This window comes from Stenotrophomonas indicatrix (assembly GCF_050573115.1).
In the GTDB taxonomy this organism is placed as follows: Bacteria; Pseudomonadota; Gammaproteobacteria; order Xanthomonadales; family Xanthomonadaceae; genus Stenotrophomonas; species Stenotrophomonas lactitubi_A.
Genome location: NZ_JBNYZT010000002.1, coordinates 111473 through 127860, shown reverse-complemented (window position 1 = coordinate 127860; position 16388 = coordinate 111473). Strand labels below are relative to the sequence as shown.

Sequence of the window (16388 nt, the reverse complement as noted above, 5' to 3'; positions counted from 1 at the left end):
GGCACGGTCGGCAGGAACAGGGGCAATCAGGCCGACCACGTCTCGCGGGCGGTTTCGAAGTCGCCCGGGGTGGCCAGGGAACGGCCATCGATGGCCTTGTCGATGCGCTTGACCAGTCCGGTCAGCACTTTGCCCGGACCGCACTCGGCGATCTGGGTGACGCCACGGGCGGCCAGCGCCTGCACGCAGCCGGTCCACTGCACGGGCTGGTACAGCTGCTGCACCAGCGCGGTGCGGATTGCGTCCACACCGTCGTGCACCTTGGCGTCGACGTTCTGCACCACCGGCAGCTGCGGCAGCTGCCAGGACAGGCCAGCCATCACTTCGGCCAGACGGTTGGCGGCTTCGCGCATCAGCGGGGTATGCGAGGGCACGCTGACAGCCAGCTTGACCGCCTTGCGCACGCCCTTCTCGGCCAGCAGCGCCAGCGCACGGTCGACCGCGGCAGCGTCGCCGCCGATCACGATCTGGCCCGGCGAGTTGAAGTTGGCCGGAACGAGCACCTGGCTGCCGGCCGCTTCCGCGCAGACGTCCAGCACCAGCTGGTCTTCAGCGCCAAGCACGGCAGCCATCGCGCCGACACCGGCCGGAGCGGCTTCCTGCATCAGCTGGCCGCGCAGGCGCACCAGGTGCGCACCGTCATGCAGGCTGAGGGCGCCAGCGGCGACCAGGGCGGTGTACTCGCCCAGGCTGTGGCCGGCCAGAACCGACGGACGCGGACCGCCCACGGCGTTCCAGGCGCGCCACGCGCCGATGCTGGCGGCCAGCAGGGCCGGCTGGGTGTATTCGGTACGGTTGAGCATTTCCTCCGGGCCACCCTGGGACAACGCCCACAGGTCGACGCCGGCACCATCGGATGCCTCGGTGAAGGCCTCACGCACCTGCGGGTGCAGTTCGGCCAGCTCGGCCAGCATGCCCACAGACTGCGAGCCCTGACCGGGGAAGACAAAAGCGAGGGTGGATAGGGTCACGCGGTCATCCGCTTGTTGCAATCGAAGCGGGCCATGATAAGGGGGAACATGCCGTGTCGTCTGTACGTGCGCGTATGCACGGCGTATGGAGGCGACCTGCCGGATCGGCCAGCGGGTGATGCCGGCCAGCGGCCGGCACTAACCGATGCTGCGCGCTGCCCCGCTGTCAGCAGAGCAGCTGCAGGATGTCCAGTTCGCCGTCGGCAAACCAGTCCATGCACAGGCCGACCACCATCAGCAGGCCCAGCGTGGTGGCGCCATGGGTGATGAAAATGGAGTGGGCCAGCGCACGCGCCGAGCGGCCCAGCTTCATGCACACCCGCGCCAGGCGCTGCAGGCGGCCACTGACGGCGTGCACGTGGGCACGTACCGGTGCCTGCACCCCATTCATCGCCTCGGCCATCATCGCCTGTAGGCTTTCGGGGCGGTCGGCGTAGTACTTGGCCACGCCGTAGCCGAACATCAGCCAGTCACGCGCCTGCGCCTCGGCCAGGTCCATGACTTCCAGCGGATCTTCTTCGAAGTCGATGAAACCGACCTTCTGGCCATCCCAGGTGAGGTTGCGCGGCAGCGGCTGGCCGAAATAGGCGCCACGACCGTGCGCTTCGGCAATGGCCTGCATCGCCGCAGCCACAAGGCGATCGCGGCCGGCGTCATCGGCTTCGCGCAGGCAGGTATTGAACGAGCTGCCGTTGTCGCCGATCACCAGCGCGGCATGGCCACTTCCGATCACGGCGGGCACGTTCACGCCCTGCGCCTGCAGTTCAGCCAGCCGGCGGGCCTCGGTTTCGCGCGCGGCGTCGCCACCGCGGTGCGGCGGCGGGCGCAGGGCATCGAGATGGAACCGGCGGGCAACAAAATTGAGCAGGCCCAGGGCCAGTGCTCGGCTTCCTTCGCCGTACTGCTTCAGCCAGGCGCGTTGCCCTTCGATGACGATGGGCTCAACCATGACAGTCTCCTTTAACGCATTACGGCCCCAGAGGGGCCGTAACGACGGTTTCACGTTGTCGTAACTCGCACTATCAATAGCGCAGCAGTGCCGAACCCCACGTGAAGCCACCACCGAATGCTTCCAGCAGCAACAACTGGCCGCGCTCGACCTTGCCGGAACGAACGGCAGCATCCAGCGCCAGCGGCACCGAGGCGGACGAGGTATTGCCATGCTTGTCGACGGTGACCACCACCTGGTCCATCGACATGTCCAGCCGCTTGGCGGTGGCTTCGATGATGCGCAGGTTGGCCTGGTGCGGGATCAGCCAGTCCAGGTCGGACTTGGTCAGACCGTTGGCATCAAGGGTTTCGTCCACGACCGAGTCCAGCGCCTTGACGGCGTACTTGAACACGTCGTTGCCCTTCATGTTGATGGTGCCGCCACCATTGTTGCCTTCACCGAAACCGACCGAGACGCCGACTGGATTCCACAGCAGCTCTTTCTTGCTGCCATCCGAATGCAGGTGGGTGCTGAGGATGCCTGTTTCTTCGTCAGCCTTGAGCACGACGGCGCCCGCGCCATCACCGAACAGCACGCAGGTGGTGCGGTCTTCCCAGTCGACGATGCGGGTCAGGGTTTCCGCACCGATCACCAGCACATGGCGGGCATCACCGGAGCGGATGAATTTGTCAGCCACGCTGAGCGCGAACACGAAGCCCGAACAGGCCGCGTTGACGTCGAAAGCAGGGCAGCCGCTCACACCGAGCTTGGCCTGGATCAGGCACGCGGTGGAGGGAAAGATCAGATCAGGAGTGGTCGTACCGACCACGATCATGTCGAGCTGCGACGCGTCGATACCGGCCGCTTCAATCGCACGCAGCGCGGCCTGGTAGCCGAGATCGCTGGTGGTTTCGCCTTCGGCAGCGATGTGCCGTTCACGGATACCGGTGCGCGTCTGGATCCACTCGTCCGAGGTCTCGACCATTTTTTCCAGGTCGGCGTTGGTCAGGACTTTCTCCGGCAAATAGCTACCGGTGCCCGCGATCCTCGAGTAGATCCGCTTGCTCATCATGTTTCCTGTTGCACGAGCCGCCGTTCACCGGCGTGCCCGGGAAAGAAGGCGAAGGCCGCTGCCCAGCTGGCAGCGACCTTCCGGCACATCAGTCTTCCTGGACAGCAGAAGACTTGGTCTGGATGACCTTCTTGCCGCGGTAGAAACCGTCAGCAGTGATGTGGTGACGCAGATGCACTTCGCCGGTGGTCGGGTCGGTCGACAGCTGCTTGGCGCTCAGGGCGTCATGCGAACGACGCTGGCCACGACGGGACGGGGTAACACGGGATTTCTGGACAGCCATGGGATTGCTCCAAACTCGGTTCGTTTTGCTTCGTCGTTTCGTCGCACAGGACGCCAGCGTCCAGCACACTTTTCGCTTTCGCCGCAGCCGCCGACGACAACCGGCTGCTATTGTTTCTTCAATGCCGCCAACGCCGCAAACGGGTTGGCCTTTTCAATTTCTTCTTCAGTCGGCGCCCAGTCCTTGTCGACTGCCTCACCGTACGGCGACAGGGGTACCACCGGCACCGCCAGCACCAGTTCGTCCTCGACCAGGTCCAACGGACGCAGCTGGCCATCTTCCGGCACCAGCAACGGCTCGTATTCCTCCGGCAAAGACGATTCCTCGTCCTCGTCGCGGATCAGGCCAAGCCTCTGGGTCATCTTCACCGGCAGCAGGAAACGCTGCATGCTGCGCTGACAGGTCAGCGGCAACGCGGTATCGATGCTGAGTTCCACATAGGACACCCGCAAGATCTCGTCGCGACCGAATTCGAGCGAGTAATTACACTCGCCTTCGGTATCTGCGACAAGCCCCTGCAGGCGAGTCAATTCAGCCAGGGAGACCTGACCGTCGAAGCGCCTTCGCGCTACGACCATCCGCCAGGCATCCAGCGTTTCGGGTACGTTCGCGGACATAAGCCGCCGAATATTAAGGATCGGCAGGTCGCGTGTCAAATGACTGCCATGAAAGGCTTGCTGTGGCTGGCTGTGCCGGGCCAGACTGCCGCGCCTCACCCCCGGAAATTCCCGCATGCCCGCCCTGGTTCTGGCCTCCACCTCCCGCTACCGCCGCGACCTGCTGCAACGGCTGGGATTGCCCTTCGACTGCGCACGCCCGGAGGTGGATGAGACCCCGCACGCCAGCGAGGCCCCGCTGGCGCTGGCGGCACGCCTGGCCAGCGCCAAGGCGGCCGCCGTGGCCGCCCGCCATCGGGGCAGTTGGGTGATCGGCTCGGACCAGGTGGCGGACCTGAACGGTCAGCCGCTGGGCAAGCCGGGCACGGTCGAGGCGGCGTGCGCGCAGCTGGCGGCAATGTCCGGGCAGACGGTTCGCTTCCACACCGCCATCAGTCTCACCCGAGACGGAGAATGCTTTTCGGCGATGGATTTGACCCAAGTGCGCTTCCGCGCGCTGCAGGCGCCGGAGATCGCCCGCTACGTGGCCATCGAGCAGCCGCTGGACTGCGCCGGCAGCTTCAAGTGCGAAGGCCTGGGCATCAGCCTGTTCGAGGCCATCGACAATCGAGACCCCACGGCCCTGATCGGGCTGCCGCTGATCGCGCTGTGCGGATTACTGCGCAAGGCCGGATTCTCCGTGCCGTAACCCTGTCGGTGACACGAGGCACGAGGCCTCAGCGCTTTTCAACCACGAACGGCTGCTCCTGCCACTGCTCCACGCTGCCATCGCGACCATGCAGGCGCAGGCCCAGCCAGTGTTTTCCCGGTGACAACGTACCCGTATCGAGCGTTGCATCGAAGCCGACAGCCGGATGTTGCGGATCGGTGCTGTCCGGCCATGTATGGCGGATATCGAACACGCGTCCATAGGTGGCATCGCCGATCGAGCGACCATCCACCAACACTTCAATCCGCGACAGGCCGACACCTTCCTTGAACGCCCAGCCCTTGATTGCCAGCGTGCCGCTCACCACGTCGCCATTGGAGGGGGCGTCCAGCCAGGCCAGTGCGGGTGCCACGCATGTTCCCTGCGCGCGCTGCACCGGCAGGCGGAACAGCAGGAAACGCTGGAATCCGTGGTCGTTGCTGACCACACGCGGTGGCGGAAGCGGCCCGACCTGTTTGCAGATGGCGTGATAGCGGGTGAGCAGATCGCGGAAACGCTGATCGCTGGGCGACAGCACCAGCAGCATCGGCACGTCGCGCTCGCCCTCATGCACCAGGTTCCATTGCGCCAACTGCGCGGTACGGCCGTGCTTGTCGTTGAGCGGATGCGGCAGCACTTCGATGTCACCGCGGCCCAGCTGGAAGCCCAGTTCGGCGCCCACCTTGAAGTTGCCGGCCAGCACGCGGCTGCCTTCAGGCATCTGCTGCAGTTCTTCGCGGACCGCAGCGGCCAGCGGCTGCCAGCCGGCGAAGTTGCGCGGGTAGTACTTGTCGCCGGCCAACTGCTCGCGCAGCGATGACGAGGACGCCATCAGGTAATAGCCGAAGGCCAGCACCATGCCCAGCCCGGCCAGCCACCAGCCGGTACGCCGCAACCATCGCGGCCAGCCGTTGAGTATCACCGGCACCGCCACCAGCAGGGCCAGATAGCCCGGCAGCGGCCAATGGAAGCTGATGCGTTCGACGTCGGTGAAGAAACCCAGTGCGAAGATGCCCAGCGTCGACACGCCGCCGACCAGGCCGAAATACCGCCACTGCACGCGCGCACCGCCACCGCTGCGGGTGCCAGCCAGCGCCACTTTCCACATCGCAATGCACAGGATGGGCGTCACCAGCATCGGCTGGATCACCAGGAACCACAGGCCGCGCCACTCGAACGCCCACGGATGGCGCTCGACCACCTGGAACTTCAGACCGGCATCGTGATTGTCGGCATTCCAGGCCAGCAGCGGCAGCCATGCCAGTACGCCGATGGCCAAGGCCACCCACACGCGCGGATCGGTCAGCATGCGCCGGCCCTGCGGCAGCGCCAGCAGGGCAACGAAGCCGACGCCGATCACGCCGATGAAACGATAGTGGCTGAGCGCGCCGATCAGCAGGCCCAGCGCCAGCTTCACCGCCGAGGAGGCGTCGACGTTGCGCAGCAGGCGTGCGCCGGCGTCCAGGCACAGCACCGCCGCCAGCGCCATCGGCACATCGGGTACGGCCAGCAGGCCCAGCGTGGCCGACAACGGCATCAGCAGCGTCAAGCTGCCGGCCTGCCAACCTGCAACATTGCCGAACCAGCGCGCCGCAATGCGCGATACCAGCAGCGGCAGCACTGCGCCGATGGCCAGGAACGGCAGGCGCAGCGCAAGCACGTGCTGGCCTCCAAGTTCCACACCCAGCCGGGTCAACCAGGCCGTCAGCCCCGGCAGATCCGAATAGGCCGCAGCCAGATGCTGGCCTTCCTGCCAATAGAACGCCTCATCGACGAACAGCGGCAGGCGTGCGGCCACGACCAGCTTGGCCGCTGTGACGAGCGTCCATAACCAGAGAAAAATCGTACGTGCGCGTTGTTCGCCCTGCATTGCTCTATGGATAGAATCGACCGGTTACCGAACTTGAGACGACCATGACAGCTTCGTCCCCCATGCCCAGCATGCTAACCGATCAACTGCGTCAGTCCCTGCGCAATGCGCAGGACCAGGTCAATGCGCTGGTGCTGGGCAAGGTGCACGAGGTGCGGTTGGCCTTCGTGGCCCTGCTCTCTGGCGGCCATCTGCTGATCGAAGACCTGCCCGGCCTCGGCAAGACCACGCTGGCCCATGCCTTGGCCAGCAGCCTGGGCCTGAGCTTCCAGCGCGTGCAGTTCACCTCCGACCTGCTGCCAGCCGACGTACTCGGCGTATCGGTGTACGACGCCGGCAGCCGCCAGTTCCAGTTCCATCCCGGGCCGGTCTTCACCCACGTGCTGCTGGCCGACGAGATCAACCGGGCGCCGCCGCGCACGCAGAGCGCCCTGCTGGAAGCGATGGCCGAGCAGCAGGTCACCCTCGATGGTCAGACGCACGCCCTGCCCGATCCGTTCTTCGTGATCGCCACGCAGAACCCGGTGGATCTGTCGGGCACCTTCCCGCTGCCCGATTCGCAACTGGACCGTTTCCTGCTGCGGCTGGCGATGGGCTACCCCAGCGCGCAGGCGGAACGTGAGCTGCTGCGCGGCAGTGATCGTCGCGACCTGATCGCCCGCGCGCTGCCCCAGCTGGACGACAACCAGGTACGTGCACTGCGCGAGGCCGTCGGCCAGGTGCATGTCAGCGACGCGCTGGTGGACTACGTGCAGGCATTGTTGACGCGCAGCCGTCAGCACGCCGGCGTGCGCGTGGGACTCTCGCCGCGCGCCGGCCTGGCCCTGCTGCGCGCAGCCAAGGCACATGCGCTGTTGCTCGGCCGTGGCCACGTGGTACCCGAAGACGTACAGACGCTGTTCGTAGCGGTGGCTGGCCATCGCCTGGTGGGTGAAGCCGAGTCGAGCTCGGGGCCGGCGCTGGCACGCGCGATCCTGCAGACCGTCGCGGTCGACTGAAGATGGCATCGCATTCCCGGCGACTGTTGCAGCTGGCACGCCCGCGCACGCCGGAGTCGTTGCCGCAACGGCTGGACCGCCGGCGCATCTACGTGCTGCCCACCCGCTTCGGCCTGTTTGTGGCCTGCCTGCTGGTCGCGATGTTGCTGGGTGCGCTGAACTACAACAACAACCCTGCGCTGTTGCTGGCGCTGCTGCTGGCCGCGGCAGCAATCGCCAGCGCCATCGCCGCGCACCTGCAGTTGTCGGGTGTGCAGATCGACGCGATTTCCGCCGAACCGGTGCCAGCCGGGCAACCGCTGCGCCTGCGCGTAGACCTGTCGCTGCGCGACCCGCGAGCGCGCCACGGCCTGCACCTGCAACTGGGCGACAGCGAAGCGTGGCTCGACCTGCCCGCACACGGCCGTGGTGAAGCCGAGCTGGAAGTGCCCAGCGAACGCCGCGGCTGGCTGGACCTGCCGCGTATCCGCCTGTCCACCACACAACCGCTGGGCCTGGTCAGGGCATGGTCATGGGTGTGGCCGGAAGAACCCCTGCTGGTCTACCCGCTGGCCGAAGCGAAGGCGCCGCCGTTGCCACAGCAGGGCAGCGATCCCCTGCACACCCGTGCCCATGCCAACGGCGAGGAACTGCATCAGCTGCGCCCGTATCGCGCCGGAGATCCACCGCGCAGCATTGCCTGGAAACACTCCGCGCGCCGCGACGCACTGCTGGTACGCGAATACGAGAAGCCGATAGGCATCGAAGTGGTGCTCGACTGGCGCGCGCTGGCCCCTCTGGACCAGGAGGCCCGCATCGCGCGGTTGGCGCGCTGGGTCGACAGCGCCGAGCGCGAAGGCCGTCGCTACACACTGCTGCTGCCGATGCACCCACCGATCGGCCCTGGCCAGGGCGCCAGCCACCACCACCTGTGCCTGCGTGCGCTGGCGTTGCTTCCCCATGACTGAACCTGCCCTGCTGCTGGACCGCAACACCCGCACGTGGACGCTGGCCAGCGCCGCACTGGCCCTGTTGCCGCTGCTGCTGCAGCTGCCCACCACGCTGGCTGCGTTGATCGCCGTGGCAGCCGTCGTCACTGCAGCGCTGTCGCAGCGCGGCATGCTGCCGATGCCGGTGCGCGTACTGCTGGTGCTGGGCATGCTGGCCGCCATCGCCTGGCAGATGGGGGCGGTACGCCCGGGCCGGGATACCGGCTGTGCACTGCTGGCGGCGATGCTGGCGATCAAGTCCAGCGAGCTGCGTACCCTGCGCGATGCGCGCAGCCTGCTTGGCTTTGCCCTGTTTTCCCCGTTTGCGGCCTTCCTGCTCGACCAGGGACCGCTGACCACCGTGCTGGCCGTGCTGGCCGGCATCAGCGCCCTGATTGCGCTGCAGCGGCTGGCGCAGGGTGAAGGCCGCAGTGCGCCACCGCCGCTGTCCACGCAGCTTCGTGGCGTCGGTCGCCTGCTGCTGATCGGCCTGCCGCTGGCGCTGGCCTGCTTCTGGCTGTTCCCACGATTGGCCACGCCGCTGTGGGGCATTCCCGAACGCGCCGTCGGCACACCCGGGCTGTCGGACACGATGGAGCCGGACAAGTGGCTGGACCTGATGGCCGACGACACCCCGGCCCTGCGGGTGCAGTTCTTCGGTGCGGTTCCAGAGCCGGCACAGCGCTACTGGCGCGGGCCGGTACTGACCCAGTTCGACGGGCATGTCTGGCGACGCGACCGCCGTACCGAACGTTTGCCACCTGCCGTCGTCGAACACGGCCCGGAGGGCTGGGACTACCAGATCGACTACGAACCCACCGACCGTCGCCAGCTGGTCGCGCTGGATCTGCCCACTGCCGCACCGGAAGGCAGCCGCCTTGATGCGGCTCTGAGCCTGAGCAGCGACCGCCCGTTGTCCGCGCTGAGCCGCTGGCGTCTGCATTCGGCCCCGCCGCAGCGCTTCGATGCCACGCTGTTGCCGTATCAGCGCAGCGCTGCGCTGCAGTTGCCGGAAGGCTTCAACCCCCGCACGGCAACCCTGGCCCGACAGTGGCGGCAGGACGCGGGGCGCGATGATGCCGCCGTGGTCCGTCGCGCCCTGACATGGATCACCGCAGATTTTTCGTACACGCTGGAAACACCGGCCGTCGGGCGCGATCCAGTCGATGCGTTCCTGTTCGACTACAAGGCCGGCTACTGCCAGCATTTCAGCTCGGCCTTCGTTGTGCTGATGCGCAATGCCGGCATTCCGGCGCGGGTGGTCACCGGTTTCGCCGGCGGCACCCACAACCGGATCGGCGACTATTGGGTGCTTCGGCGGATGGACGCCCACGCCTGGGCTGAGGTGTGGCTGCCGCAACGCGGCTGGGTGCGCGTCGACCCGACAGCGGCAGTAGCACCCGAGCGCATCCTGGACACGCTCGACGACCGTCTGCAGGCCGGTGCCGATAGCGGACTGCAGCAGCGCTGGCTGCAGCTGGGCCAGGTCGGCGACTGGATGCGCAGGGGCTGGAACGAGCTGGTGCTGTCGTTTGATGCACGCCGCCAACAGCAGCTGCTGCAACCTTTCGGGCTGGACGACCTGGGCCCCGGACAGCTGCTGGCCGGCTTCGTGATGGCCGCGTTGCTGGCGCTGGCGTGGATGGCGTGGCTGCTGGCCCGGGGCGAACGCGAGCGCGACCCGCTGCTGCGCGCCTGGCACCGGCTGGGGCAGCGCTATGCACGGCTGGGGCTGGGCCGCGAACCGCACGAATCCGCCCTGCACTGGGCGCGCCGGGTCCACGGACAACGCCCCGACCCGGCCCTCATCACACTCAGCCAGCGTTTCGCTGATGCACGCTACGCTGGCACTTGTACCGAGCTCGCCCCATTATTGCGGGACCTGCGCAGGCATCGCCCGACTTCCGGAGCCTCCCCATGAATACCAAGTTCCTCCTCACCGCCGTGGCCGCCCTGGCCCTGTCGGCCTGCGCCACGGCCCCCAAGCCGCTGCAGGGACAGTTCAGCCTGGTTTCCCCGCGCGACTCGGTTGCCACCCAGCAGGTCGGCACACCGGTGCGCTGGGGTGGCCGGATCATCGAAACCAAGCCCGCCCAGGGCGAGACCTGTTTCCAGATCATCTCGCGCCCGCTCAACGGTAGCGGCCGTCCGAACACGACCTCCTCCGATGCCAGTGACGGCCGCTTCATCGCCTGCCGTGCCGGCTTCTACGATCCGGCCGTGTTCGAAGCCGGCCGCGACGTAACCTTCATCGGCAAGATCGACGGCTACGCCAACACCCGCATCGGTGATTACGACTACCGCCTGCCGAAGCTGGCGGCCGACGTGATCTACCTGTGGCCGGAGCAGCGCCAGGTCGATGTGGTGCCCTACCCCTACGGACCGTGGGGCCCGGGCCCCTATGGCCCGTACTGGGGCGGTTACCGCGGCTGGGGCTGGTGGTAGTCCAGGCCCGGTACGCATGAAGCAGAAGGCCGCCCATCGGGCGGCCTTTTTTCATCTACACAAGGACAGTAGGTCCACGCCATGCGTGGATGCTTCCATCAACGCCCCGGCGTACCGAAGTGACCCAGCGGCGCGCCAGCCAGCAGATGCATGTGGATATGGAACACGGTCTGCCCGGCATCTTCGCGGCAGTTCATCACGATGCGGTAGCCGTCCTGCGCGAAACCTTCCCGACGCGCGTACTCGGCGGCGGCCAGGGCCAGCTTGCCGATCAGATGCGCCTGCGACGGCTGCAGGTCATCCAGGGTCGGGATGATCTCGTTCTTCGGAATGAACAGCACGTGCACCGGTGCCTGTGGCGCGATGTCCTTGAAGGCCAGCACGTCTTCGTCTTCATAGACGATGGTGGCCGGGATCTCGCGACGGATGATCTTGCTGAAGAGGGTTTCGCTGCTCATGGTCGGCCTCGGCGGGGTGTCTTCCGCATTGTAGGCCGGTAACGCCGGGGCATGCCCGGCATGACTCAATCGCGCACTTCGCTGCGCGTACCGAACGCATGTGACAGCGTGCCACGATCAACATATTCCAGCTCACCACCGAGGGGCAGCCCTTGGGCCAGCCGACTCGGCCGCACCTGGCGGGCGCGCGCCAGCTGGGCAAGGTAGTGCGCGGTGGCCTCGCCTTCGACGGTGGCACTGGTGGCGATGATCAGCTCTTGCACTTCCGCCTCGGCCAGGCGCTGTTCCAGCTGCTCCAGACCCAGCTCGCGGGGGCCGATGCCATCCAGCGGCGACAGCCGCCCCTGCAGCACGAAGTAAACGCCGCGATAGCCGGTGGCGTTCTCGATCGCCAGGCGATCGGCCGGCGACTCCACCACGCACAACTGGCTGCGCTCGCGGCTGCCATTGGCGCAGGTCGGACACAGCTCGGTCTCGCTGAAGTCGCGACACTGCGCACAATGACCGATGCGTTCGACCGCCTGTGCCAGCGTCTCGGCAAGGCGTTTGCCACCTTCGCGCTCGCGCTCGAGCAGGTGGTAGGCCATGCGTTGTGCCGTCTTCTGGCCTACGCCAGGCAACACCCGCAGTGCATCGATCAGTTGTTCAAGCAGCGGTGCGGACACGGCGGTGTGTTCTGTAGAGCCGAGCATGCTCGACTGGAAATTGCGGACAGTCGAGCACGCCCGACGCTACACAGCGCATGGCACCCGGCAATGCGGGTGCCGGTGCGGGCATCAGAACGGCATCTTCATGCCCGGCGGCAGCTGCATGCCGGCGGTGGCCGAACCCATCTTCGACTTCGACTCGGCGTCGATCTTGTTGGACGCATCATTGAAGGCGGCGGCGATCAGGTCTTCCAGCATTTCCGGATCGCTGGCCAGCGACGGATCGATGCGCACCTTACGGCACTCCTTGGCACCGGTCAGGGTGACGCTGACCATGCCGCCACCGGCGCTGCCGGTCACTTCGATCTTGGCGATTTCTTCCTGGGCCTTCTGCAGGTTTTCCTGCATCTTCTGGGCCTGCTGCATCAGTTGGGCGATATTGCCGCGCATGTCGTCTTACTCGTCAAAAGAACGGATGGAATCGGAAACAACCCGGGCGCCGTGCTGCTGGATCAGCAGCTGGACTTCCGGATCGTCCATGAAAATGGCCTCGGCAGCCTGCTGCCGTTCGCCACGCTGGCGGTCGGCGCGCTGGTGCAGGGTCTCGGCCGGGACCTGCTCGGTTTCCACGGTTTCGACCACGATCTTCAGTGCGTGGCCAAGGGACTTTTCCAGCACCTCGCCCAGCGCTGCCAGCGCGCGCTCTGAGCGCAGGTATTCAAATCCGGGCGAAAGGCCCAGTTTCAAGACCCCATGCTGGCAACTGATGAAGGCCGCATTGGCCGCCAGCTGTCGCGAGGGACCGCTCAGGCCACTGTTGGCGATCAGGTCGAGCCAGTCTTCGGCGCAGGCCAGATCACTGACGTTTCCCGCCGGGGAGGCCTTCCCCGATGCTGAAACCGGCACCGGGGCGATGTCGATACCCTCGGCACGGAACGGGCGTTCCGGCACGGCAATGGCTTCTACGACCGGTTGTGGCGCCGGCACTGGCGGCTCGTGCCACGGGGCGACCATGGCCGCGTCGGGCGTTGCCATTTCAGCGGCCAGCGCCTCATCGCGGGCAGTGTCCTCGTCGGTCGCCCACGGCGGCAGGTCGTCTCCGTCGGCAGGCGCCTTGGGCGTAGCCGCCTCGGGAGCCAACTGCGTCTTCATCGGCAGCGGTGACCCGGGTTCCTCGACCGGAACCGGTTCTGGTTCCGGGGTCGGATCTGGTTCCGGGGTCGGCTCGGGCTCGGGCTCAGGCTCGGGTTCGCGCTGCGGTGCCGGGGTCGGCGTCTGCGCGGTTGCCTCCACCGGTACCGGTACTGCAGCGGCCTGGGGGACGGCGACGGCTCCCTGCGCAGCAGCGGCGGCCGGGGCAGCTCCTTCGTGGCTGCCAGCAACGCCGCCCCCGGTCTGGCCCGTACCGGTCGGTGCGCTGCCACCGGAGGATTCCGGGGTACGCGGCACCGACGGCACGGCAGCCGCAGGGCGGAACGCCAGCATGCGCAGCACGGCCATTTCAAAGCCGGCGCGCGGGCTGGGCGCCAATGGCAGATCACGACGACCGTTCAAGGCCATCTGATACCAGAGCTGGACCACTTCCGGGCGCAGGCGCTCGGCGAACACGCTGGCATCCAGTCCTTCGGCAGCGGCGGACGCGCCCGGCACCAGTTGCTGCACCTGGATGCGGTGCAGGCCCTCGGCCAGCGCATCAAGCACGCCGCTCCAGTCCGGCGAGAACTCGGCAAGCGCCGCTACCACCTGCAGCAGGCGCGGGCCATCGCCCTCGGCCAGGGCATCGAGCATGGCCGCCACCTGGGTGCGGTCGACCGTGCCCAGCATGGTGCGCACCACGTCCTCGCGCAGCGCACCGCCGGCATAGGCAATGGCCTGGTCAAGCAGCGACAAGCCATCACGCAGGCTGCCGTCGGCGGCCTTGGCCAGCTGCACGATGGCAGTCGGGTCCGACTCGATCTCCTCGGCGGCGAGGATGCGGGTCATCTGCCCCTGGATCTGATCTTCGTCCAGGCGCTTGAGGTTGAACTGCAGGCAGCGGCTGAGCACGGTGACCGGCAGCTTCTGCGGGTCGGTGGTGGCCAGCAGGAACTTCACATGCTCCGGTGGCTCTTCCAGCGTCTTCAGCAGCGCATTGAACGCAGCCTTGGACAGCATGTGCACTTCGTCGATCAGGTACACCTTGTACTTGCCACGCGAGGGCATGTACTGGGCGTTCTCGATCACCTCGCGCACATCGTCCACGCCGGTATTGGACGCGGCATCGATTTCCAGCAGGTCGATGTAGCGACCGGCGTCGATGTCCAGGCAGGCCGCGCACTGGCCGCAGGGATCGGCACTGGTACCCTGCTCGCAGTTCAGCGACTTGGCAAAGATGCGCGCGATCGTGGTCTTGCCCACGCCGCGGGTACCGGTAAACAGGAACGCGTGGTGGACCCGGCCGCTGTCCAGCGCATTGCTGAGCGCACGGACCACGTGTTCCTGGCCCACCAGCTCGGCAAAACGCTTCGGACGCCACTTGCGGGCAAGGACGAGATAGGACATCAGGCCACCGTCTTCCATCGGATGTTCCATTGTGCCACGCCTGTCCAGCCCTCTCGCCCTGCAAACCAGTGCTTGTGTCCTGCCGCTGCGCCCGCTAGAATTTGCGCCCCTGCTGAGGCGTTTGCCGATGGCAGGGATCCGGAGAGGTGTCCGAGTGGTTGAAGGAGCACGCCTGGAAAGTGTGTAAGCGTCTAAACCGCGCTTCGGGGGTTCGAATCCCCCTCTCTCCGCCAGATAACTGAAAAAGGCTGCCCGAAAGGGCAGCCTTTTTCAGTTATCTGGCGCGGGACGCGAAGTGCGCTGCGCGCGCTTCGCCCCCAAACGTTGCTGCGCAACGTCTGGGCCCTCCCTTTGCCTGCCTCTCCCCGCCCCTGTCGGGGCAGCCCCTCAACAGAGGGGCTTGTTCCTCCAGATACGGCAGTAGATCCACGCCATGCGTGGATGCCTCGGCTCGGTCGAATCGACTACCCGCCCATGCCCCAGCCTCCCGCGGCCCCCATCCCCAGCGCCCTCACCCTTCGCTGAACAGCTGGTTCAAGCCCGCATACCCCGGTGCACCCTCGGGCATCGCCATCGCGCCGCCGAGAAAATGCGTGGTCGCCGCAGCCATCGCCGTCCATGCGTGCATGAACAGCGCAGGTCCTGCGCTCAGCCGCCGCACGCCGGCTTGCGACAGCGCAGCAAACGACACCATCCCCGGCAGCCACATCAGGTTGAGGGGCAGCGGCACGGCGCCGGCAACCGCAGCAGCCTCGTCCAGCGCGCGCAGCCCAGGCACAAAACCGCCGTCCGCGCCGGCACGTGCATAGGCCTGCAGCCGATCGATGCTCATCCTGACCGCCTCATCCCCTTCGGCGAGGCCGCGCAGATACACGTCGGTGCGCGCATTGATGAACAGTGATCGCCCGCCAAGCGCAGAACGGATGGCGCTGATCTTGGCGACCAGCGCCGCAGGGCTGCCGGCGCCGTCTTCGACGTTGATCCCGACCGCTCCTGCCTCCACCAGGCGCAGCACCCGCGCAGCGACCGCATCCGGAACATCGCTGTAGCCATCCTCGATATCGACCGTGACCGGCAACGAGGTCACACGAACGATTTCGGAAACCCGCTGCAGCAGTGCGGTATCGGACAGCGCACCACCGTCGGCGTAGCCGCAGGACCACGCCATGGCAGCACTTGATGTCCCCACTGCGCGAGCTCCCAGCTGCTGGACCAGGCGGGCGCCACCGGCATCCCATACGTTGGGCAGCACGTAAAGATCCGCACCTTGGTGGAGTTGTACAAAACTGGCGTGAGCGTTTGACATGGAACCTCCTGATGACCGGAACCCGCAGTCTGCGCCCGAACCGGTTTCCGGGCTCGCCATGTTCGGACACCAATGATGCGGACCTCGCGCACAATGTGTGGACCACCGCGATGACGCTTCTTCATGACACCCCGCCCCTACCGCTGCAGCGACATCACCGCCTGCCTGTCGATCTTCGACAGCAACGTGCCCACCTACTTCGCCCCCCAGGAGCGAGGAGACTTCGAGCGCTTCCTGCACGAACATGCCGTGCAGCGCGCCTTCCAAGTGATCGAGGTCGAAGGCCAGGTGGTGGCCTGCGGCGGCCTCTGGCACTGCGGCAATGGCAGCGCCAGCTTCTGCTGGGGCATGGTTGAACGACATCGCCACAAACAGGGGCTGGGACGCGCGCTGGCAGTGGCCCGCTTGCATCAGGCTGCAGCAGACCCGTCGATCCGATGCATCACGCTCAGCACCAGCCAGCACACGCAGGGCTTCTATGCCGGCCTCGGCTTCCAGGTGGTACGCGTGGTGGCCGACGGCCACGGCGCCGGGATCGATGCCGTGGAGATGGAGCGGGTGCTGTAGCCCCCGCTCCTGACGGATCCACGCTT

The 16388-nt window shown here is 66.7% G+C and carries 17 protein-coding genes and 1 tRNA gene; 7 read left to right on the top strand and 11 right to left on the bottom strand.

Annotation, left to right across the window (positions count from 1 at the left end):
- Nucleotides 1-26 precede the first annotated feature (26 nt).
- The 5 genes from fabD to ACQ5SA_RS06440 form a co-directional block, all read right to left on the bottom strand.
- Nucleotides 27-971, bottom strand: coding sequence for an ACP S-malonyltransferase (gene fabD, locus ACQ5SA_RS06460; protein WP_165376396.1), 945 nt, complete (start codon nt 969-971; stop codon nt 27-29).
- Nucleotides 972-1137: 166 nt separating this feature from the next.
- Complete coding sequence (locus ACQ5SA_RS06455) at nt 1138-1920, bottom strand: BUD32 family EKC/KEOPS complex subunit (protein ID WP_312112142.1); 783 nt, start codon at nt 1918-1920, stop codon at nt 1138-1140.
- A 73-nt stretch (nt 1921-1993) separates the two neighbouring features.
- Complete coding sequence (locus ACQ5SA_RS06450) at nt 1994-2971, bottom strand: beta-ketoacyl-ACP synthase III (protein ID WP_165376395.1); 978 nt, start codon at nt 2969-2971, stop codon at nt 1994-1996.
- A gap of 91 nt (nt 2972-3062) precedes the next feature.
- Nucleotides 3063-3257 (bottom strand): 50S ribosomal protein L32, encoded by a 195-nt coding sequence (gene rpmF, locus ACQ5SA_RS06445; protein WP_025879386.1) that lies wholly within the window; start codon nt 3255-3257, stop codon nt 3063-3065.
- A 107-nt stretch (nt 3258-3364) separates the two neighbouring features.
- Entirely contained in the window at nt 3365-3874 is a 510-nt protein-coding gene (locus ACQ5SA_RS06440; RefSeq protein ID WP_088101178.1) for a YceD family protein, read from the bottom strand.
- 115 nt (nt 3875-3989) lie between these two features.
- Here ACQ5SA_RS06440 and ACQ5SA_RS06435 point away from each other — a divergent pair, with 115 nt between their 5' ends.
- Nucleotides 3990-4562, top strand: coding sequence for a Maf family protein (locus ACQ5SA_RS06435; protein WP_230109589.1), 573 nt, complete (start codon nt 3990-3992; stop codon nt 4560-4562).
- Nucleotides 4563-4590: 28 nt separating this feature from the next.
- Here ACQ5SA_RS06435 and ACQ5SA_RS06430 read toward each other — a convergent pair whose 3' ends face one another.
- Nucleotides 4591-6432, bottom strand: coding sequence for a glycosyltransferase family 39 protein (locus ACQ5SA_RS06430; RefSeq protein ID WP_353098994.1), 1842 nt, complete (start codon nt 6430-6432; stop codon nt 4591-4593).
- A gap of 44 nt (nt 6433-6476) precedes the next feature.
- Here ACQ5SA_RS06430 and ACQ5SA_RS06425 point away from each other — a divergent pair, with 44 nt between their 5' ends.
- The 4 genes from ACQ5SA_RS06425 to ACQ5SA_RS06410 are packed head-to-tail and all read left to right on the top strand — an operon-like array spanning nt 6477 to nt 10843.
- On the top strand, nt 6477-7430 hold the full coding sequence (locus tag ACQ5SA_RS06425; RefSeq protein WP_230109586.1) for an AAA family ATPase: 954 nt from the start codon (nt 6477-6479) through the stop codon (nt 7428-7430).
- A gap of 2 nt (nt 7431-7432) precedes the next feature.
- On the top strand, nt 7433-8377 hold the full coding sequence (locus tag ACQ5SA_RS06420; protein WP_499313528.1) for a DUF58 domain-containing protein: 945 nt from the start codon (nt 7433-7435) through the stop codon (nt 8375-8377).
- A complete protein-coding gene (locus ACQ5SA_RS06415) occupies nt 8370-10319 on the top strand; it encodes a transglutaminase TgpA family protein (protein WP_499313526.1) in 1950 nt (649 codons plus the stop codon). The genes ACQ5SA_RS06420 and ACQ5SA_RS06415 overlap by 8 nt, the downstream gene beginning before the upstream one ends.
- Nucleotides 10316-10843: a Slp family lipoprotein gene (locus tag ACQ5SA_RS06410; RefSeq protein WP_100551691.1), complete on the top strand. Its 528-nt coding sequence runs from the start codon at nt 10316-10318 to the stop codon at nt 10841-10843. Before ACQ5SA_RS06415 ends, ACQ5SA_RS06410 begins: the two co-directional genes overlap by 4 nt.
- A gap of 98 nt (nt 10844-10941) precedes the next feature.
- Here ACQ5SA_RS06410 and ACQ5SA_RS06405 read toward each other — a convergent pair whose 3' ends face one another.
- The 4 genes from ACQ5SA_RS06405 to dnaX form a co-directional block, all read right to left on the bottom strand.
- Entirely contained in the window at nt 10942-11301 is a 360-nt protein-coding gene (locus tag ACQ5SA_RS06405) for a histidine triad nucleotide-binding protein (RefSeq protein ID WP_176021598.1), read from the bottom strand.
- Between the two features lie 65 nt (nt 11302-11366).
- Nucleotides 11367-11966 carry a recombination mediator RecR gene (recR, locus tag ACQ5SA_RS06400; RefSeq protein WP_025879377.1) on the bottom strand — a complete coding sequence of 200 codons (600 nt, stop codon included), beginning with the start codon at nt 11964-11966 and terminating at the stop codon, nt 11367-11369.
- 111 nt (nt 11967-12077) lie between these two features.
- Nucleotides 12078-12398: a YbaB/EbfC family nucleoid-associated protein gene (locus ACQ5SA_RS06395; RefSeq protein ID WP_025879376.1), complete on the bottom strand. Its 321-nt coding sequence runs from the start codon at nt 12396-12398 to the stop codon at nt 12078-12080.
- A gap of 6 nt (nt 12399-12404) precedes the next feature.
- Nucleotides 12405-14489 carry a DNA polymerase III subunit gamma/tau gene (gene dnaX / locus ACQ5SA_RS06390; RefSeq protein ID WP_425507223.1) on the bottom strand — a complete coding sequence of 695 codons (2085 nt, stop codon included), beginning with the start codon at nt 14487-14489 and terminating at the stop codon, nt 12405-12407.
- Between the two features lie 140 nt (nt 14490-14629).
- Here dnaX and ACQ5SA_RS06385 point away from each other — a divergent pair.
- Nucleotides 14630-14722, top strand: a tRNA-Ser gene (locus tag ACQ5SA_RS06385).
- Between the two features lie 278 nt (nt 14723-15000).
- Here the strand turns inward: ACQ5SA_RS06385 and ACQ5SA_RS06380 are convergent.
- Nucleotides 15001-15855 (bottom strand): isocitrate lyase/PEP mutase family protein, encoded by an 855-nt coding sequence (locus ACQ5SA_RS06380; RefSeq protein ID WP_499313518.1) that lies wholly within the window; start codon nt 15853-15855, stop codon nt 15001-15003.
- A gap of 63 nt (nt 15856-15918) precedes the next feature.
- Here ACQ5SA_RS06380 and ACQ5SA_RS06375 point away from each other — a divergent pair, with 63 nt between their 5' ends.
- Nucleotides 15919-16362 (top strand): GNAT family N-acetyltransferase, encoded by a 444-nt coding sequence (locus ACQ5SA_RS06375; RefSeq protein WP_499313516.1) that lies wholly within the window; start codon nt 15919-15921, stop codon nt 16360-16362.
- Nucleotides 16363-16388: the final 26 nt, after the last annotated feature.

What these genes read in the sequence shown, in the direction of transcription:
- ACQ5SA_RS06415 (WP_499313526.1), top strand. Translation starts at nt 8,370, where the DNA reads ATGACTGAACCTGCCCTGCTGCTGGACCGCAACACCCGCACGTGGACG.
- ACQ5SA_RS06430 (WP_353098994.1), bottom strand. Translation starts at nt 6,432, where the DNA reads ATGCAGGGCGAACAACGCGCACGTACGATTTTTCTCTGGTTATGGACG.
- ACQ5SA_RS06440 (WP_088101178.1), bottom strand. Translation starts at nt 3,874, where the DNA reads ATGTCCGCGAACGTACCCGAAACGCTGGATGCCTGGCGGATGGTCGTA.
- ACQ5SA_RS06435 (WP_230109589.1), top strand. Translation starts at nt 3,990, where the DNA reads ATGCCCGCCCTGGTTCTGGCCTCCACCTCCCGCTACCGCCGCGACCTG.
- ACQ5SA_RS06405 (WP_176021598.1), bottom strand. Translation starts at nt 11,301, where the DNA reads ATGAGCAGCGAAACCCTCTTCAGCAAGATCATCCGTCGCGAGATCCCG.
- ACQ5SA_RS06380 (WP_499313518.1), bottom strand. Translation starts at nt 15,855, where the DNA reads ATGGCGAGCCCGGAAACCGGTTCGGGCGCAGACTGCGGGTTCCGGTCA.
- ACQ5SA_RS06420 (WP_499313528.1), top strand. Translation starts at nt 7,433, where the DNA reads ATGGCATCGCATTCCCGGCGACTGTTGCAGCTGGCACGCCCGCGCACG.
- ACQ5SA_RS06395 (WP_025879376.1), bottom strand. Translation starts at nt 12,398, where the DNA reads ATGCGCGGCAATATCGCCCAACTGATGCAGCAGGCCCAGAAGATGCAG.
- ACQ5SA_RS06450 (WP_165376395.1), bottom strand. Translation starts at nt 2,971, where the DNA reads ATGAGCAAGCGGATCTACTCGAGGATCGCGGGCACCGGTAGCTATTTG.
- ACQ5SA_RS06410 (WP_100551691.1), top strand. Translation starts at nt 10,316, where the DNA reads ATGAATACCAAGTTCCTCCTCACCGCCGTGGCCGCCCTGGCCCTGTCG.
- dnaX (WP_425507223.1), bottom strand. Translation starts at nt 14,489, where the DNA reads ATGTCCTATCTCGTCCTTGCCCGCAAGTGGCGTCCGAAGCGTTTTGCC.
- ACQ5SA_RS06425 (WP_230109586.1), top strand. Translation starts at nt 6,477, where the DNA reads ATGACAGCTTCGTCCCCCATGCCCAGCATGCTAACCGATCAACTGCGT.
- rpmF (WP_025879386.1), bottom strand. Translation starts at nt 3,257, where the DNA reads ATGGCTGTCCAGAAATCCCGTGTTACCCCGTCCCGTCGTGGCCAGCGT.
- ACQ5SA_RS06375 (WP_499313516.1), top strand. Translation starts at nt 15,919, where the DNA reads ATGACACCCCGCCCCTACCGCTGCAGCGACATCACCGCCTGCCTGTCG.
- ACQ5SA_RS06455 (WP_312112142.1), bottom strand. Translation starts at nt 1,920, where the DNA reads ATGGTTGAGCCCATCGTCATCGAAGGGCAACGCGCCTGGCTGAAGCAG.